The organism is Streptomyces sp. NPDC001381 (assembly GCF_042895685.1).
In the GTDB taxonomy this organism is placed as follows: domain Bacteria; phylum Actinomycetota; class Actinomycetes; order Streptomycetales; family Streptomycetaceae; genus Streptomyces.
Map to the genome: position 1 here is coordinate 743,924 of NZ_JBIAWO010000004.1, position 23,424 is coordinate 767,347.

The window sequence follows — 23,424 nt, forward strand, 5'->3', positions numbered from 1 at the left end:
CGTGTGGTGGCTGACGAGGAGGGAGGCGTCATGGGCGCGGAAGTTGTCCACAGGCTGGGGGTGACCGTGGGGATCGTCCTGGTCCTCGCGGGGCTCACGGGGTGGCTGGAGAGGGTGCGGAGCCTGCGCAGGGTGCGCCGCCGGGTGGCCGGGCTGGTGGGGCAGGGACGGGCACGGGCGCGGGGCGCCCCGCACGCGGGGCTGCGGGAGGCCGTGCGCACGTGGCTTCCGGTCGGGGCGGTGGTGGGTGCCGGCTGGGTGGTGATCGGCGGCGTCACGGGGGTCGTGGTCGGGGCCATCGGGGCGGTGGGCCTGTGGCGGTGGCACAGCCGGCAGCGGGCGGCGGGAGCCGTGCGCGAGGCCGACGCGCGGCTCGCCGCGGGGCAACTCCCGCTCGCAGCGGACCTGCTGGCCGCGTGCATCGCGGCGGGCGCCGGCCCGGCGGTCGCGGCGCAGGCAGTGGGCGAGGCGCTGGGCGGCCCGGTGGGGGAGGGGCTGGCGCGCGGTGCCGCGGAGGTGCGGCTGGGCGGCGAACCGGCCACGGCATGGCGGGGGTTGGCCGACGTGCCGGGCGCGGCGGCCCTGGCGCGGCTGCTGGAACGGGCCGATGTGACGGGGATCCCGGCGGCCGGACCGGCGGCCCGGCTCGCCGGGGACACCCGCGCCGACTGGACCCGTGCGGCGACGGCACGGGCGCGGCGCGCGGCCGTCGCGATCGCCGCGCCGGTGGGGCTGTGCTTCCTGCCCGCCTTCGTCGCGATCGGCGTCCTGCCGGTCGTCATCGGGCTCGCGGGCGGAGTGATGGGAGGAGGCGGGCGATGAGAGGGGGTTGAGCGGGGACGGCGCCGTATGGCCGGACGACTCGGATCGAGCGATGAGAGAGCAACGGGACCGAACCTCACGGGGGTTGAGATGTACAAGCTGGTACGGGCACGGGTGGGTGCCCTGGTCTGCGGGATGCGGGGCGCCCGGAGGGACGCCGGAATGGTGACCTCCGAGTACACGATGGGGATCGTGGCGGCCGTGGCGTTCGCGGTGATCCTCTACCAGGTGGTGACGGGCGACGCCGTCACCGCGGAGCTGCAGGACATCGTGAAGCGGGCGCTCAGTGCGGGGATGTGAGCGGCGGCGGCTCCGCGGGGACCGGGGCTTCGTGACGGCGGAGTCGGCCGTGGTGCTGCCGGTTCTGGTGGCGTTCGTGATGGCGCTGGTGTGGGGGCTGCTCGCGGTGGCCGCCCGGATCCAGTGCGTGGACGCGGCCAGGACCGGCGCCCGGGCGGCGGCACGGCAGGACCCGACGGCGGTGGTCGTGGAGCTGGCCCGCGCGGCGGCCCCGCGCGGGGCGCGGGTGACGGTCGGCAGGGAGGGCGACCAGGTACGCGTGGTGGTCGTCGCGAAGCCGCCGCTGCTGCGCGGGCTGCCGTTCGAGGTGCGGGAGGAGGCCGTGGCGGTGGCGGAGGAGACCGTGGGGGCGGCGGAGGCCGGTCCTGCTGTGGCCGCCGCCCCGGGGGCGGCGGAGGAGGCCGTGGAGGCCCCTGGGAGGCCGGCGGACGGTGTGGGGGGTGGGCCATGAGCGTGGCCGGTGCGGTCGGAGGGTGGCTGCGCCGAAGGGGCGACCGGGGCTCGGCCACCGTCTGGAGTCTCGGTGCGATCGCCGTGCTGTGCGTGGTGTTCGGTGTCGTCCTCGCCCTGGGGCAGGCCGTGGTGGTCCGCCACCGTGCCGCAGGGGGCGCCGACCTCGCGGCGCTCGCGGCGGCGGACCACTGGGCGGACGGCGAGGAGCAGGCCTGCGCCCGGGCGGGCCGGGTGGCTCGGGCACAGGGCACGCGGCTGGTGCGATGCGCCCTCCTGGGAGAGATCTCGGACGTGACGGCGGCGTCCGGGCAGGGCCCCTTCACGGCCGAGGTCAGGGCACGGGCGGGCCCTCCGGGGCCGGTATCGCAGCCTCCGGCCCCGCTTCCGCCTCCGGGGCCCGGACCGCACTCGTCGGCTCCGCTTCCGCCTCCGGGACCCGGGTCGGCCCCGCTTCCGCCCCCGGGGCCCGGACCGCACCCGTCGGCCCCGCTTCCGCCCCCGACACCGCCTCGTCCCCCGGAGTCCCCTCCTCCGGCGCCCCCCGGAGCAGTTCCGTGAGGAGCCGCACCGCCCCCCGCTTGTGCAGTGGGTCGTTGCCGTTGCCGCACTTGGGGGACTGGATGCAGGACGGGCAGCCGGCGTCGCACTCGCAGGAGGCGATGGCCTCGCGGGTGGCGGTGAGCCAGGCGCGGGCGGTGTGGAAGGCGCGCTCGGCGAAGCCCGCGCCGCCGGGATGGCCGTCGTAGACGAAGACGGTCGGCAGGAGCGTGTCGGGGTGCAGCGGGACCGACACGCCGCCGATGTCCCAGCGGTCGCAGGTCGCGAAGAGGGGCAGCAGGCCGATCGAGGCGTGCTCGGCCGCGTGCAGGGCGCCGCCGAGGATCTCCGGGTTGATCCGGGCGGAGTCCAGCTGGTCCTCGGTGACCGTCCACCACACCGCGCGGGTGCGCAGCGTACGAGGAGGGAGGTCGAGTTTCGACTCGCCCAGTACTTCACCGGTGATGACACGCCGGCGCAGGAAGGAGACGACCTGGTTGGTGACTTCCACGGAGCCGTAGCACAGGCGGCCCTGGCCCCAGGGGACTTCGACGTCCGTCTCCAGGACGGAGATCGACGTCGTGTCGCGGGCCACCGTCGAGTACGGCGGACTGGCCTCCTCGACCAGGGCGACCGAGTCCTCCAGGTCCAGGGAGCGGACGAGATACGTACGGCCCTGGTGGAGGTGGACGGCGCCCTCGTGGACGGTGGTGTGGGCGGCACCCGCGTCCACCGTGCCGAGCAGCCGGCCCGTGCCCTCCTCGACGATCTGCACTGGCCGGCCGCCCTCGCCGCGGATGTCGGTGAGGTCGGCGGCCCGTTCGCGGCGTGTCCAGTGCCAGGCCTTCGTCCGGCGGCGCAGCAGCCGCGCGGCCTCCAGCTGGGGGAGCAGCGCCTCGGCCTCCGGGCCGAACAGCGGCAGGTCCTCGTCCGTCAGGGGGAGTTCGGCGGCCGCCGCGCACAGGTGCGGGGCGAGGACGTAGGGGTTGTCGGGGTCGAGGACCGTCGACTCCACGGGGCGGTCGAACAGCGCCTCCGGGTGGTGGACCAGGAAGGTGTCCAGCGGGTCGTCGCGGGCGACCAGCACCGCCAGCGCGCCCTGTCCGGACCGCCCGGCCCGGCCGGCCTGCTGCCACAGCGACGCGCGGGTGCCCGGGTAGCCGGCGATCAGGACGGCGTCGAGGCCGGAGACGTCGATGCCGAGTTCCAGGGCGGTCGTCGCGGCGAGGCCCAGGAGTTCCCCGGAGTGGAGGGCCTGTTCCAGGGCGCGGCGTTCCTCGGGCAGGTAGCCGCCCCGGTACGCCGCGACACGCCGGGCGAGGGAGCGGTCGACCTCAGCCAGCCGCTCCTGGGCGATCACCGAGATCAGCTCGGCGCCACGCCGGGAGCGGACGAAGGCGACCGTGCGCACGCCCTGGACGGCGAGGTCGGTGAGCAGGTCCGCGGTCTCGGCGGTGGCGGTCCGCCGGACGGGGGCGCCCTTCTCGCCCTGCAGCTCGGTGAGCGGGGGCTCCCAGAGAGCGAACACCAGTTCACCGCGGGGCGAGGCGTCGTCGGCGACCTCCACCACCGGCAGACCGGTGAGACGGCCGGCGGCGACCGCGGGTTCGGCGGCCGTCGCGGAGGCCAGCAGGAAGACGGGGGAGGCGCCGTAGCGGGCGCACAGGCGGCGCAGCCGGCGCAGGACCTGGGCGACGTGCGAGCCGAAGACGCCGCGATAGGTGTGGCACTCGTCGATGACGACGTACTTCAGCGACTTCAGGAAGGAGGACCAGCGGGGGTGGGAGGGGAGGATGCCGCGGTGCAGCATGTCCGGGTTGGTCAGGACGTAGTTGGCGTACTGCCGGATCCACTCGCGTTCCTCGAACGGCGTATCGCCGTCGTACACGGCTGGGCGTACGGCGTTGCCCAGGGGATGTGAAAGTTCTTTCACAGAGCGGCACTGGTCGGCGGCGAGGGCCTTGGTGGGGGCGAGGTAGAGCGCGGTCGCGCCCCGGCCGTTCGGGGCTTCGGAACCGTCCAGAAGGGTGGACAGCACGGGCACGAGGTACGCCAGCGACTTGCCGGAGGCCGTCCCCGTGGCGACGACCACCGAGTCGCCGTCCAGGGCGTGCTCGGCGGCGAGGGCCTGGTGGGCCCAGGGGTGCTCGACACCGCACGCCTGGACCGCCGCGATCACCTCCGGGCGAATCCGGTCAGGCCAGACGGCATGGCGGCCCGCTCGCGGGGGCAAGTGCTCCGTATGAGTGATGCGCGACGCACGGCTCGGGCCCGGGGCGAGCCGGTCCAGGAGCGCGCCCGGCGACAGGCGCGGAGCGGGCTGTGCCGAGGATCGATCGGATCGGTGATTCTTGGCCATCGGCACCGAGTGTGTCACCGGCGTGACGGACAATGGAGCCAAGGCGTCGTGCACGCCTGCCGGTAAGTGATTGAATGCCATCGCGGCTGGCGAACCGTCCAGGGGGCTCTGCCGAGGTGTCCCGAGGGGCGACCGCTCGATAGCAAGGTGCTGGAGGATCCGTGGACCTGTCCCTGTCGACCGAGACCGTCGGCGATCGCACGATCGTCAAGGTCGGTGGCGAAATCGACGTATATACCGCGCCCAAGCTGCGCGAGCAGCTGGTCGAGCTGGTGAACGACGGGAATTTCCACCTCGTCGTGGACATGGAGGGCGTGGACTTCCTCGACTCCACCGGGCTCGGCGTGCTGGTCGGCGGCCTGAAGCGAGTGCGTGCCCATGAGGGCTCGCTGCGCCTGGTCTGCAACCAGGAGCGCATTCTGAAGATCTTCCGCATCACCGGTCTGACCAAGGTGTTCCCCATTCACACCTCGGTCGAGGAAGCTGTCCAGGCCACCGACTGACTCACCCGTCCGGGTCCGGTGGTCCGGACGGCCCAGTTGAACACCGGGGGACCGGGCTTTCGGCAGCCCGGCCCCCCGACAGCACGCCCGTAGTTCCGAGGGGGACGTATGGCCACCGTTGAACTCCGCTTCAGCGCGCTGCCCGAGCATGTCAGGACCGCCCGACTGGTGGCGGCAGCGGTGGCGCGCAGGGCCGGAGTGGACGAGGCCGTCCTCGACGAGGTGCGGCTCGCCGTGGGCGAGGCCTGCACGCGAGCCGTCGGCCTTCACCAGATCGGCGGCATCACCGCTCCGGTGAGGGTGGCGCTGATCGAGGAGGAGAAGCAGTTCTCCATCGAGGTCGGCGACGAGGCGCCGCGCTCCGCCCCGGGCGACCGGGTGCCCGGCTCCGGCGCGGACGACGTGGAGGCTGAGGAGGACGAGATGGGTCTCGCGGTCATCAGCGGCCTCGTCGACGACGTGGAGGTCACCGCCGGCGAGCACGGCGGGCTGATCCGCATGACCTGGCCGAGGACACCGGCGGCGGCGACGCCTGCCTGAGTCCGGCCGCGCGAGACTGACCCGAAGGGCCCTACTCCGGTGGGGCCCTTCGGCATGTGCGCAGGTCTGCGCCCGCGCTTACAGTGGATCCAAGATTCATCACTCGGTGTTCCCGGGGAGTGAATCTTGACAAGTGAATCTTGTGCGGGAATTTCGTGAACCAATTCACGATCACTTTCGATCACCGGCGTGAATCAATTCACGATCTCTGGCGGATGTATTCGGTAGCGAATTCTGTATACCGCGCACTGTTTTGATCAGGTTCCGGTACCTACAATCCGTCCACATCTTGAGCTCAGCCCAAGCGTCAAGGAGGACGAATGGCGGGGCTTTCTACCCCTCATCGGTTGGACCACCCCACAACCTTCGCGGCCGCAGTGCTGACCGACGGCAACCGCCTGCTCGTGGTGGTCATCGCGGTCGTCGCACTGGCTGCGCTCGTGGTCGCGGGTGCCCTGCTGCGCCAGGTGCTCGCGGCCGGCGAGGGTACCGACAGCATGAAGAAGATCGCGGCCGCGGTCCAGGAAGGTGCCAACGCCTATCTGACCAGGCAGTTGCGCACGCTCAGCGTATTCGCCGTCCTGGTGTTCTTCCTGCTCATGCTGCTGCCCGCGGACGACTGGAATCAACGCGCCGGACGATCGGTGTTCTTCCTGGTCGGTGCGGCATTCTCGGCAGCCACCGGATATATCGGCATGTGGCTCGCCGTGCGCAGCAATGTGCGGGTCGCCGCAGCGGCTCGCGAAGCCACTCCGGCGGCGGGTGAACCGGAAAAGGATCTCACCGCCGTCTCGCACAAAGCGATGAAGATCGCGTTCCGTACGGGCGGCGTCGTCGGCATGTTCACGGTGGGGCTCGGCCTGTTCGGCGCCTCCTGCGTGGTGCTGGTGTACGCGGCCGACGCGCCGAAGGTGCTGGAGGGATTCGGTCTCGGCGCGGCGCTCATCGCGATGTTCATGAGGGTCGGCGGCGGCATCTTCACCAAGGCCGCCGACGTCGGCGCCGACCTGGTCGGCAAGGTCGAACAGGGCATTCCGGAGGACGATCCGCGCAATGCCGCGACCATCGCGGACAACGTGGGCGACAACGTCGGCGACTGCGCGGGCATGGCGGCCGACCTCTTCGAGTCGTACGCCGTGACCCTGGTCGCCGCGCTGATCCTCGGCAAGGTGGCCTTCGGTGACTCCGGGCTGGCGTTCCCGCTGCTCGTGCCCGCGATCGGCGTGCTCACGGCCATGGTGGGCATCTTCGCCGTCGCCCCGCGCCGGACGGACCGCAGCGGCATGTCCGCGATCAACCGCGGCTTCTTCATCTCCGCGGTGATCTCGCTGGTGCTGGTGGCGGTCGCCGTCTTCGTCTATCTGCCGGGGAAGTACTCCGACCTCGACGGGGTGACCGACGCGGCCATCCGGGGCAAGGACGGCGACCCGCGCATCCTCGCCCTCGTCGCGGTGGCGATCGGCATCCTCCTGGCCGCCGTCATCCAGCAGCTGACCGGGTACTTCACCGAGACCAGCCGCCGCCCGGTCCGGGACATCGGCAAGTCGTCCCTGACGGGCCCGGCCACGGTCGTGCTGGCCGGCATCTCCGTCGGCCTCGAATCGGCCGTCTACACCGCCCTGCTGATCGGGCTCGGTGTGTACGGCGCGTTCCTGCTCGGCGGTACGTCGATCATGCTGGCGCTGTTCGCGGTCGCGCTGGCCGGCACCGGCCTGCTCACCACCGTCGGCGTGATCGTCGCCATGGACACCTTCGGCCCGGTCTCCGACAACGCCCAGGGCATCGCGGAGATGTCCGGCGACGTCGAGGGCGCGGGCGCGCAGGTGCTCACCAACCTCGACGCGGTCGGCAACACCACCAAGGCGATCACCAAGGGCATCGCCATCGCTACGGCGGTCCTGGCGGCGTCGGCGCTCTTCGGGTCGTACCGTGACGCGATCACGACCGGCGCGGAGGACGTCGGCGAGAAGCTCTCCGGGGCGGGCGCGCCGATGAGTCTGATGATGGACATCTCGCAGCCCAACAACCTGGTCGGCCTCATCGCGGGCGCGGCGGTCGTCTTCCTCTTCTCGGGGCTGGCGATCAACGCGGTCTCGCGGTCGGCGGGTTCGGTGGTGTTCGAGGTGCGGCGGCAGTTCCGCGAGCACCCCGGGATCATGGACTACAGCGAGAAGCCGGAGTACGGCAAGGTCGTCGACATCTGCACCCGGGACGCCCTGCGCGAGCTGGCCACGCCCGGTCTGCTCGCCGTCATGGCCCCGATCTTCGTCGGGTTCACGCTCGGCGTGGGCGCGCTCGGCGCGTTTCTCGCGGGCGCGATCGGCGCGGGCACGCTGATGGCGGTCTTCCTCGCCAACTCCGGTGGTGCGTGGGACAACGCCAAGAAGCTCGTCGAGGACGGCCACCACGGCGGCAAGGGCAGTGAGGCCCACGCGGCCACGGTGATCGGCGACACCGTCGGCGATCCCTTCAAGGACACCGCCGGTCCCGCGATCAACCCGCTGCTCAAGGTCATGAACCTGGTCGCGCTGCTGATCGCGCCCGCCGTGATCAACTTCAGTTACGGCGACGACAAGAACATCGGCGTACGGATCATGATCTCGGTGCTCGCCCTCGTGGTGATCGTCGGCGCGGTGTACGTCTCCAAGCGTCGCGGCATCGCGATGGGTGACGAGAACAACGCCGATGCGTCGTCCAAGTCGGCCGATCCCGCGGTGGTTTCGTAGGCCGGCCGCCGGGGCCCAGCTCAAAGGGCGGGCGGGCGAAGCGTGTTGACGCGTCGCCCGCCCGCTGTGCCGCGTGTGTGCCGCCGCCGTGAGGCTTCTCTCTCTTGGTGCAAATGGCTTCAAAGGGCCATGGAGTGGACATTCGGCCTGGGGTCGGTGCCCCATGGGCGTGTATGTTCCGGGGCCGAGAGCCATGGAAGGGACCAAACCGGTGAACAAGAAGCTCGCGGCCGCACTGTCCGGCGGTGCGGTACTGGTACTGGCGCTGTCCGGATGCAGCAGCGACGACGGCAACAAGGAGCTCGACGCCTGGGCCAAGAAGGTCTGTGACGCGCTGCCGGCACAGGACGCGAAGGTCGACGCGGCCAACGCCGCGATCAAGCAGGCCGCCACCGACAACAACGCCCCGGCGAACGTCCAGAAGACCGACTCGCAGGCATTCCAGGACATGTCCGACGCCTACGCGGCGCTCGCCCAGGCCGTCCAGAAGGCCGGCACGCCGCCCGGGGTCGAGGGCGGCGCGAAGAAGCAGAAGGACGCCGTCGCGGCGCTCAACACGCTCTCCACCTCCTACGCGGACCTCAAGAAGAAGGTCGACGCGCTGGACACCAAGGACCAGGCGAAGTTCGCCGACGGCCTGGCGGAGATTGCCACCCAGCTCGGCACGCTCAGCAAGACCGGCAACACCGCGCTGAAGAACCTGGAGCAGGGCGACGTCAAGGGCGCGATGGCCAAGCAGGACAGCTGCAAGAAGGTCGCCGCGTCGGCTTCGGCCCGCGCGACGACCAGCTGAGCACGCAGCGGCGGCGGGCCGCCCGCACCCGAGCAGTGGCGTTGCCCGCGCCGTCCGCCGTGGCGGCCGCTGCGGTGGCACGGGTGCGGGTGGTCCGGGGCCGGTCGCGCCGTTCCCCGCGCCCCTTGGGGGCCGGGGCTGCGCCCCGGGCCCGTCGGCCGTGGTTCTGCCCTGCCGGCCCAGCAGCGGTCTGGGGTCAGGACGTGCTGACTCCTGAGGTCCGGTAGCGGCGCTGCCCGCTGTGGCGGCCGCTGCGGTCGCACGGGTGCGGGTGGTCCGGGGCCGGTCGCGCCGTTCCCCGCGCCCCTTGGGGGCCTGGAGCTGCGCCCCGGGGTCCTTTCCGGTCGGGAACGGGTCGTGGGGCCGCGCGGGGGCGGGGGAGTGGGGACAATGGGGGCGTGAGTGACGCCACCCTGTCCCCCCTGCCCTCCGCCGACCGCCCCGACGTGGCCGCCCGGCTGCGCGAGGCCCTGCTCGCGGCCTCCTTCACCGCCGACGGCCTGCTCGACCTGCTCGGCGCCCCCGCCTACGCGGCCCTGGCCCGCAGCGAGACCGTGCCCGCCCTCCGGGCGACCCGCGGGGACACCCCGCTGGAGGCGCTCGTCCGGCTCTTCCTGCTCCAGCAGCCCGTGCCGCACGCGCGTGTGGCGGAGTTGCTCCCCGTGCACGCGTGCGTGGAGAGCGGCTGGCTGGCCCTGGTCGGCGCAGACGAGGTGGCCGCGACCGTGGACGTACGCCCGTACGGCGGACCGGACGGCGAGGACTGGTTCATCGTGTCCGACCTGGGGTGCGCGGTCGGCGGCGCCGGCGGCATCGGCAGCCGGAACGAGGGCGTCGTGCTCGGGGTCGGCGGTGCCTCCACGACGCTCGCCGGGATCACCGTCCGTACACCCGTCTCCTCCGCCCTCGACCTCGGCACCGGCTCCGGGATCCAGGCACTGCACGCCGCGCAGCACGCCACGCGCGTGACGGCCACCGACCTCAACCCGCGCGCCCTGCACGTCACCGCGCTCACCCTCGCCCTGTCCGGCGCCCCGGCCGCGGAGCTGCGCGAGGGCTCTCTCTTCGAGCCCCTGCGCGACGACGAACGGTACGACCTGATCGTGTCCAACCCGCCGTTCGTGATCTCGCCGGCCGCCCGGCTGACGTACCGGGACGGCGGGATGGGCGGGGACGATCTGTGCCGCTCGCTCGTTCAGGGGGCGGGGGAACGCCTGAACGAGGGCGGGTTCGCGCAGTTCCTCGCCAACTGGCAGCACGTGGAAGGGGAGGACTGGCAGGACCGGCTCAGGTCGTGGGTGCCGCGCGGCTGCGACGCGTGGATCGTGCAGCGCGAGGTGCAGGACATCACGCAGTACGCCGAGTTGTGGCTCAGGGACGCCGGCGACCACCGGGGCGACCGGGCCGAGTACCAGGCGCGGTACGACGCGTGGCTGGACGAGTTCGAGGCGCGCAAGGTGAAGGCCGTCGGCTTCGGCTGGATCACCCTGCGCAGGACGGCGTCCGCCGAGCCCGTCATCACCGTGGAGGAGTGGCCGCACCCGGTCGAGCAGCCGCTGGGCGACACGGTCCGCGCGCACTTCGAGCGGCTCGACTACCTGCGCGCGCGTGACGACGCGGCCCTGCTCGCCGCGCACTTCAGGCTGGCCGGCGAGATCGTCCAGGAGCAGGTCGGCATGCCCGGCGCCGAGGACCCGGAGCACGTCGTGCTGCGCCAGCACCGCGGGATGCGCCGCGCCACGGCGGTGGACACGGTCGGCGCGGGCTTCGCGGGGGTGTGCGACGGCTCGCTGAGCGCCGGCCGCATCCTGGACGCCATCGCTCAGCTGGTCGGGGACGACCCGGTGATGCTGCGCGACCGCACACCCGCCCAGATCCGGCTTCTGGTGGAGCAGGGATTCCTGGAACCGGCGGAGTGAACCCGCCCGCCGTCCATCCCGGGCTGTAACGCTCCTCACGGAATACGCCCTTCCGCACACAGATCAAGTGATCGGAACCGTTCAGGCTTCCGGCGAATTTGAGCGACAAGCGGGCGTCGGCAACTCCGCCGGGTTCGGTACGGCGGATTCACCAAGATCGGATCGTGTATACGGTCGGCCGCGCCGGTCGCACGAAGACGTCCGGAAAAACACCCACGCCCGTTCGGTGTGAGGCGCGTCGCAGCCCCGTCGGTCCGCGCGAGGCGGCGAGGCGGACGGCCGGTTCGTCCGTCCGCGCCCCCGGCCGTGTGCCCCCGCGGCGGCCCGCCGCCCCCGCCCGTAGGCCTGTCGTTCACCTCGGGTTCGCCGCGGCGCCGCCCGCGCGTGTCAGCCTCCCGAGGGCGAGGGACACGCAGGTGGAAGACAGGGGCGGGGACGATCATGGAGAGCGGGCCGGCGATCTTCGCTGGGATGGTGTTCGCCCTGTTCGGAGGCGTGCTGCTGGCGTGGACGGCGGTCCGTGTGCGGCACCGTGAACCCGTCGCCCAGGGGGTGGACCCGCTCGCGTCGGCGACCCTCGCGGCCCTCACCGCGGTCGTCGCGCTCGCCGTCGGAACGTGGTGCTTCACCCGCCTCTGAATCCGTCTCCGGGCCGGTCCCCGAACCGGCCGTGGAGGATCTTGCCGGGCCCCTGTTTGAACCGCGTGAGCAGGGTCATGCCGGTAAAGGAGAGGACGCGTTCCGGTCCGGCGGAAAAAGACCGGTCGGCACTCCGGGCGGCAGGAATGGCGGTAGTCGGGTTACCGTTCGAGTGGCCGTTGCGGGCTTTTCCCGTTTGACACGGGGGCGGGATGTACCGTCACACTCCGCAGCGTCACCATGACCCGACCCCGGGAGCAAGGCCTGGGGAGGCCCCAGCGTCGACCGGAGAGAAGAGCGAAGTTGTCCCCGACCAGCGAGACCGCACAGGGCGGCCGCCGACTCGTCATCGTCGAGTCGCCTGCCAAGGCGAAGACGATCAAGGGCTATCTCGGCCCCGGATACGTCGTCGAGGCGAGCGTCGGGCACATCCGCGACCTCCCCAACGGCGCCGCCGAGGTGCCCGAGAAGTACACCGGCGAGGTCCGCCGCCTCGGCGTGGACGTCGAGCACGACTTCGAGCCGATCTATGTCGTCAACGCCGACAAAAGGGCCCAGGTCAAGAAGCTCAAGGACCTGCTGAAGGACTCCGACGAGCTCTACCTCGCCACCGATGAGGACCGGGAGGGCGAGGCGATCGCCTGGCACCTCCAGGAAGTGCTCAAGCCCAAGGTCCCGGTCAAGCGGATGGTCTTCCACGAGATCACCAAGTCCGCGATCCAGGCCGCCGTGGCCAACCCGCGCCAGCTCAACCAGAGGCTCGTCGACGCCCAGGAGACCCGCCGCATCCTCGACCGCCTCTACGGCTACGAGGTCTCGCCGGTCCTGTGGAAGAAGGTCATGCCGCGCCTGTCGGCCGGCCGTGTCCAGTCCGTGGCGACCCGGCTCGTCGTCGAGCGGGAACGCGAGCGCATCGCGTTCCGTTCCGCCGAGTACTGGGACCTCACGGGCACCTTCGCGACCGGCCGGGCCGGCGACCCCAGCGACCCGTCGTCCCTGGTCGCCCGCCTCCAGACCGTCGACGGCAGGCGGGTCGCGCAGGGCCGCGACTTCGACTCCCTGGGCCAGATCAAGAGCCCGAACACCCTCCACCTCGACGAGGCGAACGCCCGCGCCCTCGCCGCCGCCCTGGAGAACACCCGCTTCTCCGTGCGGTCCGTTGAGTCCAAGCCGTACCGCCGCTCGCCGTACGCCCCGTTCCGTACGACGACGCTGCAGCAGGAGGCCAGCCGCAAGCTCGGCTTCGGCGCGAAGGCCACCATGCAGGTCGCGCAGAAGCTGTACGAGAACGGCTACATCACGTACATGCGTACGGACTCCACGACGCTGAGCGACACCGCCGTCGCCGCGGCCCGTGCCCAGGTCACGCAGCTGTACGGCGCCGACTACCTGCCGCCCCAGCCGCGCACCTACGCCGGCAAGGTCAAGAACGCGCAGGAGGCGCACGAGGCGATCCGCCCCTCGGGTGATCGTTTCCGCACGCCCGCCGAGACCGGCCTCACCGGCGACCAGTTCAGGCTCTACGAGCTGATCTGGAAGCGGACCGTCGCCTCCCAGATGAAGGACGCGACCGGCAACAGCGTGACCGTCAAGATCGGCGGCGCCGCCGCCGACGGCCGGGACGTCGAGTTCAGCGCCTCCGGCAAGACGATCACCTTCCACGGCTTCCTGAAGGCCTACGTCGAGGGCGCCGACGACCCGAACGCCGAGCTGGACGACCGCGAGCGCCGGCTGCCCCAGGTGAGCGAGGGCGACGCCCTCAGCGCCGAGGAGATCACGGTCGACGGGCACGCCACCAAGCCCCCGGCCCGCTACACCGAGGCCAGCCTGGTCAAGGAGCTCGAAGAGCGCGAGATCGGCCGCCCGTCGACGTACGCGTCGATCATCGGCACCATCCTGGACCGCGGCTACGTGTTCAAGAAGGGCACGGCCCTGGTGCCGTCCTTCCTGTCCTTCGCCGTGGTCAACCTCCTGGAGAAGCACTTCGGGCGGCTCGTCGACTACGACTTCACCGCCAAGATGGAGGACGACCTCGACCGCATCGCGCGAGGCGAGGCGCAGTCCGTGCCGTGGCTCAAGCGGTTCTACTTCGGCGAGGGCACGGTCGCGGGCGGCGCCGCCGACGCCGGCAACGGCGACGGGGACCACCTCGGCGGCCTCAAGGAACTCGTCACCGACCTGGGCGCGATCGACGCACGCGAGGTGTCGTCGTTCCCCGTGGGCAACGACATCGTGCTGCGGGTCGGCCGCTACGGCCCGTACATCGAGCGCGGCGAGAAGGACGCGGAGGGTCACCAGCGCGCCGACATCCCCGAGGACCTGGCGCCCGACGAGCTCTCCGTCGAACTGGCCGAGGAACTGCTCGCCAAGCCGAGCGGGGACTACGAACTGGGCACCGACCCGGTCAGCGGCCACCAGATCATCGCCAAGGACGGCCGCTACGGCCCCTACGTCACCGAGGTGCTTCCCGAGGGCACCCCGAAGACCGGCAAGAACGCCGTCAAGCCGCGGACGGCCTCGCTGTTCAAGTCGATGTCGCTGGACACCGTCACGCTGGAGGACGCCCTCCGGCTGATGTCCCTGCCGCGGGTCGTCGGCACCGACGCCGAGGGCCAGGAGATCACCGCGCAGAACGGGCGCTACGGGCCGTACCTGAAGAAGGGCACGGACTCGCGCTCGCTGCAGTCGGAGGACCAGCTCTTCACGATCACCCTCGAAGAGGCGCTGGAGATCTACTCCCAGCCCAAGCAGCGCGGCCGCGCCGCCGCGAAGCCGCCGCTGAAGGAGCTCGGCCAGGACCCGGTCAGCGGGAAGCCGGTCGTCGTCAAGGACGGCCGCTTCGGGGCGTACGTCACCGACGGGGAGACCAACGCGACCCTGCGCTCCGGCGACAGCGTCGAGACGATCACCCCGGAGCGCGGCTACGAGCTGCTCGCCGAGAAGAGGGCGAAGGGCCCCGTCAAGAAGACGGCGAAGAAGGCGCCCGCGAAGAAGACCACGGCCAAGAAGGCGGCCCCGGCGAAGAAGACGGCCGCCAAGAAGACCGCGGCGAAGAAGACCACGACGGCGGCCGCGAAGAAGACCGCCGCGAAGAAGACGACGGCCGCGCGGTCGGCGTCGGAGGACAGCACCGGCTGACGGGCCGTCGGCCACGCTTTCCCCACCGCGGCTTCACGAAACGAACGCCCCGGCATCACTTTGGTGTCGGGGTGGTCGTACGTGCGGACGGGCGCTCTTGACCGTCAGTCGCTGCCGATAGGCTGAAAGCATGACGCGAGCCGAGCAGCCAACGGCCCACCACCCGGCACCGGACGACGCCCTGGTGGCGGACTCCCGCGAGCGCGCCGTCCGCGCCCTGTTGCGCGAGCCGCAGCTGAAGCGGTTGTGGAGCGCGCAGTTGGTGGGCGGTGTCGGAGACGCCCTCGCCCTCCTGGTGTTCGTCCTCCTCGCCCTCCAGGCGGCCATCGCCGAGGGCTCCTTCGGGGGCGGCTACCGGGGCGTGGCGTTCGCGGTGGCGACCGTCTTCGCGGTGCGGATCCTGGCCACGCTCCTCTTCGGCGCGGTCCTCCTGGGCCCGCTGACCTCGCTCACCTCCCCGGAAGGCCCGCTCGACCGCCGCTGGACCATGGTCGGCGCGGACGGGGTGCGCGCCGCCCTGCTGCTCGTCGCGCCCCTGTGGATCGACTGGACGCCCGACGACGCGCTCGCCTTCCTGCTGGTCACCGTCTTCGTGACCGGTGTCGCCGAGCGCCTGTGGACCGTCGCCCGGGAGAGCGCCGCCCCCGCCCTGCTGCCCGCCCCGCCGCTGGAGGGCGCGACGGTGCGGCCCCTGCCGGACCACATGGACGCCCTGCGCCGGCTGTCGCTGCGCACGGGCTTCGCGGCGATCCCGCTGGGCGCCGCCACCCTGATCGTCGCGGCCCTGGCCAACAATCTCCTGGGCACCGGGATCGACTGGTTCGACCAGCACCAGGCGGCCCTCGCCTCGTACGTCGCGGGAGGGCTCTTCGCCGGATCCCTGTCCGTCGTGGCCTTCCTGGAACTGCCGGCGGTGCGCACCCCGCGTCCGCGGTCCCCGCTGGAGGGGCTGCGCCGTCCGAAGACCGCGACGGGCGTCGACGCAGGCCGTACCGGCGCGATCCCGCTGCTGGTCCTCGCCTGCGCGGCTGTCGCCGCGTCGATCGCCGCCGCCGTCGCCGTCGCGGTGCTGCACGCCAAGGACCTGGGCGGCGGCCCGGTGCTGTACGGCCTGCTGGTGCTCGCGCTGACCGGCGGCGTCGCCGTCGGCGTCCGTACGGCGCCCAGGGTGCTCGTGTCGCTGTCGCGGCGCCGGCTGCTCGCGCTCGCGATCGCCTTCACCGGCGTGGCCCTGCTGGCCGCCGGACTGGACCCCGACGTCACCAGCGTGCTGCTGATCACGGGGCTGGCCGGCGTCGGCGCGGGCATCGCCGCGAACACCGGGCACGCGCTGCTCGACCAGGAGACCGAGGACAGCCGCCGCACGCGCACGACGGAACACCTGCACGCGGTGGTGCGCGTCGCCGTGGCCCTGGCCGCGCTGGGCGCCCCCCTGCTCGCGGCGCTGATCGGGCCGCACCGCCTGGAGAACGGCAGGTTCGTGTTCGCGCACGGCGGTGCCGCGTTCACGCTGATGCTGGTCGGCGCGCTGCTGCTGCCGGTGGCCGCACTGGTCCTGGCCAAGGTCGACGACCGCTCCGGCGTCCCCCTGCGCCTCGACCTGCGGGACGCGCTCCTCGGGGGCGACGACCCGGCGGTCGCGCCGGCCGCGAACGGCTTCTTCATCGCCCTGGAGGGCGGCGACGGCGCCGGCAAGTCCACCCAGGCCGAGGCGCTCGCCGAGTGGATCCGCGCCAAGGGCCACGAGGTCGTCCTCACGCGCGAGCCCGGGGCCACGCCCGTCGGCAAGCGGCTGCGCTCGATCCTGCTGGACGTGTCCTCCGCGGGCCTGTCGCACCGGGCGGAAGCACTGCTGTACGCGGCGGACCGCGCGGAGCACGTCGACACGGTCGTCCGGCCCGCCCTGGAGCGCGGCGCCGTCGTGATCACCGACCGGTACGTCGACTCCTCCGTCGCCTACCAGGGCGCCGGCCGCGACCTGTCCCCGACCGAGATCGCCCGGATCTCGCGCTGGGCGACGAACGGCCTGGTGCCGCACCTGACGGTGCTGCTGGACGTCTCCCCCGAGACCGCCCGCGAGCGCTTCACCGAGGCGCCGGACCGCCTGGAGTCGGAGCCCGCCGAGTTCCACACGCGTGTGCGCTCCGGTTTCCTCACCCTGGCCGCCGCCGACCCCGGCCGCTACCTGGTGGTCGACGCGGGCCAGGAGCCCGAGGCCGTCACCGCCGTCGTACGCCACCGGCTCGACCGGATGCTGCCGCTGTCCGAGGCCGAGATCAAGGCCCAGGAGGAGGCGCGCCGCAAGGCCGAGGAGGAGGCCCGGCGCAAGGCCGAGGAAGAGGCCGCCCGCAAGGCCGAGGAGGAGCGCGTGGAGCGCGAGCGCCAGGAGCAGCTCGCCAAGCTGCGCGCCGAGGAGGAGGAGCGCAAGCGGCGCGAGCTGGAGGAGGCGCAGCGGCGCGAGGCCGAGCGCCAGGCCGAGGAGGCCCGTCTGCGCGCCGAGGAGGCACGCAGGCGTGCGGAGGAGGAGCGGCAGCGGCTGCTCGCCGAGGAGAAGGCCCGCGCCGAGGAGGAGGCCCGCCGCAAGGCGGAGGAGGAACGGCGCAAGGCCGAGGAGGAGCGGCGCCGCAAGCTGGCAGAGGAGGAGGCACGCAGGCGCGCCGAGGCCGAGGCGGCGCGCCTGGAGGAACAGCGCAGGGCCGAGGCGGCGCGTATGGAGAAGCAGCGCAAGGCGGAGGAGGCGCTGCTGCGGGCCGAGGAGGCGCGGCGCGCGGCCGAGCAGGCCGCCGCGGCGGCGCAGGTCGGCCCCCGGCCGAAGCCGTCCGCCGCGGCCCCGGCGGCCGCGCCGGACGCGGCGACCGTCCCGACGCCCGTGGTCACGCCGACGAACGCGTCGGGCGGGCCGGTGGAGGAGACGGCGGTCCTGCCCCGGGTGCCGATGGGCAAGAAGCCGGTCGAGGAGACCACCCCGCTGCCCCGGGTGCGCATGGACAAGGACCCGGAGGAGCCCTCCCGGTCGTCCGGGCGGGGGGCCGGGGCGTCCGCGAAGGGGGCCGACGCCGAGGTGACGGCGGAGCTGCCCCAGCCGCCGGCGCCGCCCGCCGCAGCGGCCGACGAGACGGCCGTACTGCCGCCCGTGGGTTCCTCGGGAGCCGCTGACGAGACCGCGGTGCTGCCGCCGGTGCGGGACGAGGGCGCCGTGGACGAGACGGCCGTACTGCCGCCGGTGCGCCAGGGCGGTCCCGCGGACCGGGTGCCGCCGGGCTACTTCCGCGACGAGCGCCGGGGCGCGGGTCCGGACGGCTCCGAGGACCGTACGCGCGAGCTGCCGCAGGTCGACGAGGAGGGCACGCCCCGGCAGCGGCCGCGGCCGGACTGGGCCGAGGAGACTCCGCTGGACGACCTGCCGTCGCTCGCGGACGAACTGCTCGGACCGCACCGGGACGACGACGGGAGCGACGACGAGGACCGGGGCGGCGGTCGCGGCCGGGGACGGCGGCGCTGAGCTCACGGGGGTCACGCGGCCGCTTCGGCCGGTGGCCCCCGTTGTCAGTGGCCGCCCGCACAATGGAACCGGCAGCACGCGACGTGACGGAAGGGCGGCGTGACCCATGACCGTGTGGGACGACCTCGTCGGGCAGGAGAAGGTGAGTGAGCAGCTGGCCGCTGCCGCCCGGGACGCCGACGCGCTCGTCACCGCGGCCACGTCCGACGCCCCGCCGCCCGAGGCGTCGAAGATGACCCACGCCTGGCTCTTCACGGGCCCGCCCGGCGCGGGCCGCATCCAGGTGGCGCGGGCGTTCGCCGCCGCGCTGCAGTGCGTGAGCCCGGACCGGGCGCTCGGCGGCGCCCCCGGCTGCGGCTTCTGCGACGGCTGCCACACGGCGCTCATCGGCACCCACGCCGACGTCACCACCGTCGCCGCCGTGGGCACCCAGATCCTCGCCGAGGACATGCGCGACACGGTCCGCAAGTCGTACACCTCGCCGGCCACCGGCCGCTGGCAGGTCATCCTCGTCGAGGACGCCGAGCGGCTGAACGAGAAGTCCGCCAACGCCGTCCTCAAGGCCGTCGAGGAGCCCGCCCCGCGGACGGTCTGGCTGCTGTGCGCGCCCTCCCTGGAGGACGTGCTGCCCACCATCCGCTCCCGCTGCCGCCACCTGAACCTGCGCACGCCGTCCGTCGACGCCGTCGCCGACATGCTGGTACGGCGCGAGGGCATCGAACCCGCCGTCGCTGCGGCCGCCGCCCGGGCCACGCAGGGACACGTCGACCGGGCCCGCCGCCTGGCCACCGACCCGGCCGCCCGTGAGCGGCGCGCCGCGGTCCTCAAGCTGCCCCTCCGGATCGACGACGTCGGCGGCTGTCTGAAGGCGGCCCAGGAACTGGTGGACGCGGCGGCGGAGGACGCCAAGGTGCTCGCCGAGGAGCGGGACGGCAAGGAGACCGAGGAGCTGAAGGCGGCGCTGGGCGCGGCCCAGGGCGGCCGCATGCCCCGCGGCACGGCCGGGGTGATGAAGGACCTGGAGGACAAGCAGAAGCGCCGCCGCACCCGCACACAGCGCGACAGCCTCGACCTCGCGCTCACCGACCTCACGGCTTTCTACCGCGACGTCCTCGCCCTCCAGCTCGGCTCCCGTGTCGCGATCGCCAACGCCGACGCCGAGGACACCCTGGAGCGCCTCGCCCGCGGCAGCAGCCCGGAGTCCACCCTGCGGCGCATCGAGGCCATCGGCGCGTGCAGAGAGGCCCTCGACCGCAATGTGGCTCCGCTGCTGGCGGTGGAGGCGATGACGATGGCGCTGAGAGCGGGCTGACGGGCGCCCGGAGGCAGGGCTGCCGGGCCGGGAACCGGGCAGACGCAGGAGAGCGGGTGAGCGTCGCCCGGGGGTTGACGGTGTAGCTCATCCGTGGCTGTTCGCACACGGACGGCACTCGTCCCGTAGCTCAGAGTTAGGCTCGCTGGATGTACACCAGGCCCTTCCCCGGCAGGCCCCGACCCGGCGTCGCCCTCCGCGCCCTCGCCCTCCCCCTCGCCGCACTGCTGGCCCTCTCCGCCTGCTCCTCCGGGAGCGCGACGAGTTCCCCCGGCTCGGCGGCGCGGGCGGAACTGGCCGCGCTGCCGAAGGCGACCCCGTCGGCGCTGGCGCCGTACTACGGGCAGAAGCTGACCTGGCGCTCCTGCGGTGTCCCCGGCTTCGAATGCGCCACGATGAAGGCGCCGCTGGACTACGCCCACCCGGGCGCCGGTGACGTCCGGCTCGCCGTCTCCCGCAAGAAGGCGACGGGGCCGGGCAAGCGGCTCGGGTCGCTCCTGGTGAACCCGGGCGGCCCGGGCGCCTCGGCGGTCGGCTACCTCCAGGCCTACGCCGGTGTCGGCTACCCGGCCCAGGTCCGCGCCCGGTACGACATGGTCGCCGTCGACCCGCGGGGCGTGGCCCGCAGCGAACCCGTGGAGTGCCTCGACGGCCGCGCCATGGACGCGTACACGCAGACCGACACGACCCCCGACGACCGGCGGGAGACGGGCGAACTCGTCGACACCTTCAAGGAGTTCGCGGAGGCCTGCGGCGCGCACACGCCCAAGCTGCTCCGTCATGTGTCCACCGTCGAGGCAGCCCGTGACATGGACATCCTGCGGGCGGCGCTGGGGGACCGGCGGCTGTCGTACGTGGGGGCGTCGTACGGGACGCTGCTCGGGGCGACGTACGCGGGTCTGTTCCCGAAGCGGGTGGGCCGGCTGGTCCTGGACGGCGCGCTGGACCCGTCGCTGTCCGCCCGCCGGCTGAACCTGGAGCAGACGGGGGGCTTCGAGACGGCGTTCCGGTCCTTCGCGAAGGACTGCGTACGACGGCGGGACTGCCCCCTGGGCACCAAGGTGAACGAGGTCGGGCCCCGCCTCAAGGCGTTCTTCACCAGGCTGGACCAGCACCCGATCCCCACCGGCGACGCCGACGGCCGCAAGCTCGGCGAGGCCCTCGCCACGACCGGCGTGATCGCGGCGATGTACGACGAGAGCACCTGGGAGCAACTGCGGGAGGCGCTGACTGCGGCGATCAAGGACAAGGACGGCGCCGGACTGCTCGCCCTGTCCGACAGCTACTACGAGCGCGATCCCGACGGCCGCTACGCGAACCTGATGTCGGCCAACGCGGCCGTGAACTGCCTGGACCTCCCGCCCGCCTTCGCCACGCCCGAACAGGTGGAGAAGGCCCTCCCGTCCTTCGAGAAGGCGTCCCCGGTCTTCGGCGAGGGCCTCGCCTGGGCCGCGCTGAACTGCGCGTACTGGCCGGTGAAGCCCGCGGGCGAGCCGCACCGCATCGAGGCGAAGGGCGCCGCCCCGATCGTCGTCGTCGGCACCACCCGCGACCCGGCCACCCCGTACCGCTGGGCCCGCTCCCTGAGCCGCCAGCTCGCCTCCGCCCGCCTCCTCACCTACGTCGGCGACGGCCACACCGCCTACGGCCGCGGCAGCAGCTGCATCGACTCCACGATCAACGCCTACCTCCTCCACGGAACGCCCCCGGCGGCGAAGAAGCGCTGCTCATAGCCCCGCCCCCACCCCCGCAGCGGCTCCCTCCGGGGGTGGTACGGAGCACCCCCGGAAACTGTGTAGACTTACCGACGTTGCTGATCGCACCATGGTGCGGACGGCGCGCCGCCTTAGCTCAGATGGCCAGAGCAACGCACTCGTAATGCGTAGGTCTCGGGTTCGAATCCCGAAGGCGGCTCCACTTCAACCCCAGGTCGGGCTTCTGACCTGGGGTTTTATGCTGCCTGTGCTGCCTGGGCGACTGGGGCTGCGAGAGCGGGCGAGCCGGCGCACCGAACAACGCGTCGGAGGGGCTCGGTGGAGCCTCGTGCCTGGCTCCACCGAGGCGATCACATGCGTTCGGCCTTCTCCTTCGCCGTTCTCGTGATCCAGGACTGGCAGCCCCATCGAGCAAGTCCGCCCACAGCGAAGGACACGAGAATTGCTCCCCAGTCAATGACATGTGGCAGTCCGGGGAAGAAGGCGAAGAAGGCGAACGAGGCTACGAGGCCCACGAGGAACGCGGCGATCCCGGCCTGGCGTCGCCGTGATTTCAATGCCTGGCTCGGAGTCGGTTCCTTTTGCGGCTCGATCATGAACAACTCACTTCGTGATGTGGTGACACCGACTCACGCGTCGCACTCCGTTGACGTGGAGGTGGGCGCACGCCTTGCCATAACGAGGCAGTGTCTGGGGAGAGTTGTTCCGCATCGGATCGATCTTGCATTCGCTGTGCGTCACGCCACGCGATGTCCGATAGGACCGGTTGTTGGTGTCGGCGTAGGTGAAGTCGATACGCCAGTTGCAGAATCCGCTGCTCATCGCCCCGACGAAGGCACAGTCGACTCCGGCGTTCTGGTATGTGATCTTCCTGCCACTCCCTCGGATGACATGTGTGAACATACAGCCCGTCGGAACCTTCATCGTCACACCACCCACGCTGTACTCAAAGGTGCGCACGGGAGTCGACCCGATCGCACCGGCTTGCGCACCGGTCGGCGTAGTGAGGACGAGTGCTCCTGCGACGGCCAGAGCCGTGGTGAAGCGCGCGACGTACTGCATGACCAAGACAGTCCCCTTCTGGTGATCTCCCGATGAGCACCTTGGGGATCCACGCTCGGTAGCGGGCGGTTACAGGGTTCAGTGTCGATTCACTGCCATGTGTGATCAGAGAACGACCGGCTGACCAGGAGAAACGTTCATGATGGCCTGGATGTGCAGTGCAGTTCGCAGATTCCCTGTCCCGGAAGTGACAGATCTGGTGATGACGCGGATGTCCTCGGCCACGGCGGCGGCGAGCCATCCGGTGGGTTCGGATGTGCGGCGTGCGAGCTTGGCAGGCTTTCGCAGTCCAGGACGGGGGTGCCGCTCACGCGACGTCTGCCGAGCCGGCCGCGTCACCGCGCAGGAGGGCTCCCTCGGCATCGACTGCGGCTTGGTCGGCCGAGCCGCACTCGGGTTTGGTGCCCTCGATGAGTTCGCGCAGCCGGTCGCGGGGGGCTTGCGCGGTGCAGGATGTCGCGCTCCCGGGCGGTCCGGGTGTCGAGTGAGTCCTCGTGGTCGATGACGATGGGGGCATCGGCAGGCCGGGCGCGCACCTGAGTTCCGTAGGCGTCGGTCGCCTTCACCAGGGCAGCGTCCTGGTGTGCGGCGGGCCAGCTCTGGATCAGGTAGGACTCCACGACGTCGTCCACGAGTATCTGGTCGACGGCCCGGTCCCTGCCACGGGCATGCACCCGCAGCCGGTACGGGCCCGGCCCCCGGGATGCCAGGGAGGGCAGATCCGCGGGGTCGTCCATGAAATGAGTCACCAGTACCTCCCCGGAAGGGGAGTGGAACGAGATCTCAGCGATCTCGTCCCAGTCCGCAGCCACGTCGGGGCGCTCGCAGTGCACCTCGACAGTGACCTCGACGCTGTCGGTGTGCATCCCCGTCGTGACCTCGATGGCTCCGCCGGAGGCTGACACCAGCCCGTTGTGGGTGCCGTCGAGGTCGTCGGTCAGCGGCCCCTGTGGGCTTGTGATCTGGAAGTGGTGGTACTGGGCATCTACGAGAGTGGTCCCCGCAGGGGCCGACTCATGCACGTCTGCTGCCTTCCCGATCTCTCGTCGCGGGCCTGCTGATCCATACGAGGAGGCGGTCCCCTTCGACACGAGCGCAGGAGCG

17 protein-coding genes, 1 tRNA gene and 1 pseudogene are annotated in these 23,424 nt (G+C 72.2%); 15 read left to right on the forward strand and 4 right to left on the reverse strand.

Going from position 1 to position 23,424, the window contains the following annotated elements:
* Window positions 1-30: 30 nt before the first annotated feature.
* From ACFY2L_RS22050 to ACFY2L_RS22065, 4 genes and pseudogenes are all read left to right on the forward strand, one after another.
* Window positions 31-822 carry a type II secretion system F family protein gene (locus ACFY2L_RS22050; protein ID WP_390823128.1) on the forward strand — a complete coding sequence of 264 codons (792 nt, stop codon included), beginning with the start codon at window positions 31-33 and terminating at the stop codon, window positions 820-822.
* A gap of 90 nt (window positions 823-912) precedes the next feature.
* Window positions 913-1,122 carry a DUF4244 domain-containing protein gene (locus ACFY2L_RS22055; RefSeq protein WP_390659363.1) on the forward strand — a complete coding sequence of 70 codons (210 nt, stop codon included), beginning with the start codon at window positions 913-915 and terminating at the stop codon, window positions 1,120-1,122.
* A gap of 31 nt (window positions 1,123-1,153) precedes the next feature.
* Complete coding sequence (locus ACFY2L_RS22060) at window positions 1,154-1,573, forward strand: TadE family type IV pilus minor pilin (RefSeq protein WP_390823129.1); 420 nt, start codon at window positions 1,154-1,156, stop codon at window positions 1,571-1,573.
* Window positions 1,570-1,956: pseudogene (locus tag ACFY2L_RS22065) on the forward strand (Rv3654c family TadE-like protein); the annotation flags it as partial. The gene ACFY2L_RS22060 and the pseudogene ACFY2L_RS22065, both read left to right, overlap by 4 nt.
* Here ACFY2L_RS22065 and ACFY2L_RS22070 read toward each other — a convergent pair.
* Window positions 1,907-4,552 carry a DEAD/DEAH box helicase gene (locus tag ACFY2L_RS22070; RefSeq protein ID WP_390823130.1) on the reverse strand — a complete coding sequence of 882 codons (2,646 nt, stop codon included), beginning with the start codon at window positions 4,550-4,552 and terminating at the stop codon, window positions 1,907-1,909. The pseudogene ACFY2L_RS22065 and the gene ACFY2L_RS22070 sit on opposite strands and share 50 nt — an antisense overlap.
* An 80-nt stretch (window positions 4,553-4,632) precedes the next feature.
* Here ACFY2L_RS22070 and bldG point away from each other — a divergent pair, with 80 nt between their 5' ends.
* The 11 genes from bldG to ACFY2L_RS22125 all read left to right on the forward strand — a co-directional run bounded on the left by bldG (window position 4,633) and on the right by ACFY2L_RS22125 (window position 21,460).
* The gene (gene bldG / locus ACFY2L_RS22075) at window positions 4,633-4,974 is read left to right on the forward strand and encodes an anti-sigma factor antagonist BldG (RefSeq protein ID WP_352346343.1); all 342 of its coding nucleotides are present in this window, start codon (window positions 4,633-4,635) and stop codon (window positions 4,972-4,974) included.
* Between the two features lie 108 nt (window positions 4,975-5,082).
* Window positions 5,083-5,514 (forward strand): ATP-binding protein, encoded by a 432-nt coding sequence (locus ACFY2L_RS22080; RefSeq protein ID WP_390659365.1) that lies wholly within the window; start codon window positions 5,083-5,085, stop codon window positions 5,512-5,514.
* 320 nt (window positions 5,515-5,834) lie between these two features.
* Window positions 5,835-8,240 carry a sodium-translocating pyrophosphatase gene (locus ACFY2L_RS22085; RefSeq protein WP_390823131.1) on the forward strand — a complete coding sequence of 802 codons (2,406 nt, stop codon included), beginning with the start codon at window positions 5,835-5,837 and terminating at the stop codon, window positions 8,238-8,240.
* 193 nt (window positions 8,241-8,433) lie between these two features.
* Window positions 8,434-9,033: a small secreted protein gene (locus tag ACFY2L_RS22090; protein WP_390659367.1), complete on the forward strand. Its 600-nt coding sequence runs from the start codon at window positions 8,434-8,436 to the stop codon at window positions 9,031-9,033.
* 398 nt (window positions 9,034-9,431) lie between these two features.
* Entirely contained in the window at window positions 9,432-10,952 is a 1,521-nt protein-coding gene (locus tag ACFY2L_RS22095) for a methyltransferase (RefSeq protein ID WP_390823132.1), read from the forward strand.
* Window positions 10,953-11,393: 441 nt separating this feature from the next.
* Window positions 11,394-11,591 (forward strand): hypothetical protein, encoded by a 198-nt coding sequence (locus tag ACFY2L_RS22100; protein ID WP_390659369.1) that lies wholly within the window; start codon window positions 11,394-11,396, stop codon window positions 11,589-11,591.
* A 303-nt stretch (window positions 11,592-11,894) separates the two neighbouring features.
* A complete protein-coding gene (gene topA, locus ACFY2L_RS22105; RefSeq protein WP_390659370.1) occupies window positions 11,895-14,729 on the forward strand; it encodes a type I DNA topoisomerase in 2,835 nt (944 codons plus the stop codon).
* A gap of 130 nt (window positions 14,730-14,859) precedes the next feature.
* Window positions 14,860-18,231, forward strand: coding sequence for a dTMP kinase (gene tmk, locus ACFY2L_RS22110; RefSeq protein WP_390823133.1), 3,372 nt, complete (start codon window positions 14,860-14,862; stop codon window positions 18,229-18,231).
* Window positions 18,232-18,337: 106 nt separating this feature from the next.
* Window positions 18,338-19,543: a DNA polymerase III subunit delta' gene (locus ACFY2L_RS22115; RefSeq protein ID WP_390659372.1), complete on the forward strand. Its 1,206-nt coding sequence runs from the start codon at window positions 18,338-18,340 to the stop codon at window positions 19,541-19,543.
* A 149-nt stretch (window positions 19,544-19,692) separates the two neighbouring features.
* A complete protein-coding gene (locus tag ACFY2L_RS22120) occupies window positions 19,693-21,276 on the forward strand; it encodes an alpha/beta hydrolase (RefSeq protein WP_390823134.1) in 1,584 nt (527 codons plus the stop codon).
* A gap of 107 nt (window positions 21,277-21,383) precedes the next feature.
* Window positions 21,384-21,460, forward strand: a tRNA-Thr gene (locus ACFY2L_RS22125).
* Between the two features lie 148 nt (window positions 21,461-21,608).
* Here the strand turns inward: ACFY2L_RS22125 and ACFY2L_RS22130 are convergent.
* The 3 genes from ACFY2L_RS22130 to ACFY2L_RS22140 all read right to left on the reverse strand — a co-directional run bounded on the left by ACFY2L_RS22130 (window position 21,609) and on the right by ACFY2L_RS22140 (window position 23,342).
* Window positions 21,609-21,854: a hypothetical protein gene (locus ACFY2L_RS22130; protein WP_390823135.1), complete on the reverse strand. Its 246-nt coding sequence runs from the start codon at window positions 21,852-21,854 to the stop codon at window positions 21,609-21,611.
* 7 nt (window positions 21,855-21,861) lie between these two features.
* Window positions 21,862-22,320 carry a hypothetical protein gene (locus ACFY2L_RS22135; RefSeq protein ID WP_390659375.1) on the reverse strand — a complete coding sequence of 153 codons (459 nt, stop codon included), beginning with the start codon at window positions 22,318-22,320 and terminating at the stop codon, window positions 21,862-21,864.
* A 335-nt stretch (window positions 22,321-22,655) separates the two neighbouring features.
* A complete protein-coding gene (locus ACFY2L_RS22140; protein ID WP_390823136.1) occupies window positions 22,656-23,342 on the reverse strand; it encodes a hypothetical protein in 687 nt (228 codons plus the stop codon).
* Window positions 23,343-23,424: the final 82 nt, after the last annotated feature.

Excerpts from the sequence above, each read along its gene's own strand:
- ACFY2L_RS22050 (WP_390823128.1), top strand. The coding sequence starts at position 31 with ATGGGCGCGGAAGTTGTCCACAGGCTGGGGGTGACCGTGGGGATCGTC.
- ACFY2L_RS22135 (WP_390659375.1), bottom strand. The coding sequence starts at position 22,320 with ATGCAGTACGTCGCGCGCTTCACCACGGCTCTGGCCGTCGCAGGAGCA.
- ACFY2L_RS22130 (WP_390823135.1), bottom strand. The coding sequence starts at position 21,854 with ATGATCGAGCCGCAAAAGGAACCGACTCCGAGCCAGGCATTGAAATCA.
- ACFY2L_RS22090 (WP_390659367.1), top strand. The coding sequence starts at position 8,434 with ATGGAAGGGACCAAACCGGTGAACAAGAAGCTCGCGGCCGCACTGTCC.
- ACFY2L_RS22080 (WP_390659365.1), top strand. The coding sequence starts at position 5,083 with ATGGCCACCGTTGAACTCCGCTTCAGCGCGCTGCCCGAGCATGTCAGG.
- tmk (WP_390823133.1), top strand. The coding sequence starts at position 14,860 with ATGACGCGAGCCGAGCAGCCAACGGCCCACCACCCGGCACCGGACGAC.
- ACFY2L_RS22120 (WP_390823134.1), top strand. The coding sequence starts at position 19,693 with ATGTACACCAGGCCCTTCCCCGGCAGGCCCCGACCCGGCGTCGCCCTC.
- ACFY2L_RS22070 (WP_390823130.1), bottom strand. The coding sequence starts at position 4,552 with ATGGCATTCAATCACTTACCGGCAGGCGTGCACGACGCCTTGGCTCCA.
- ACFY2L_RS22055 (WP_390659363.1), top strand. The coding sequence starts at position 913 with ATGTACAAGCTGGTACGGGCACGGGTGGGTGCCCTGGTCTGCGGGATG.
- ACFY2L_RS22085 (WP_390823131.1), top strand. The coding sequence starts at position 5,835 with ATGGCGGGGCTTTCTACCCCTCATCGGTTGGACCACCCCACAACCTTC.
- ACFY2L_RS22100 (WP_390659369.1), top strand. The coding sequence starts at position 11,394 with ATGGAGAGCGGGCCGGCGATCTTCGCTGGGATGGTGTTCGCCCTGTTC.
- ACFY2L_RS22115 (WP_390659372.1), top strand. The coding sequence starts at position 18,338 with ATGACCGTGTGGGACGACCTCGTCGGGCAGGAGAAGGTGAGTGAGCAG.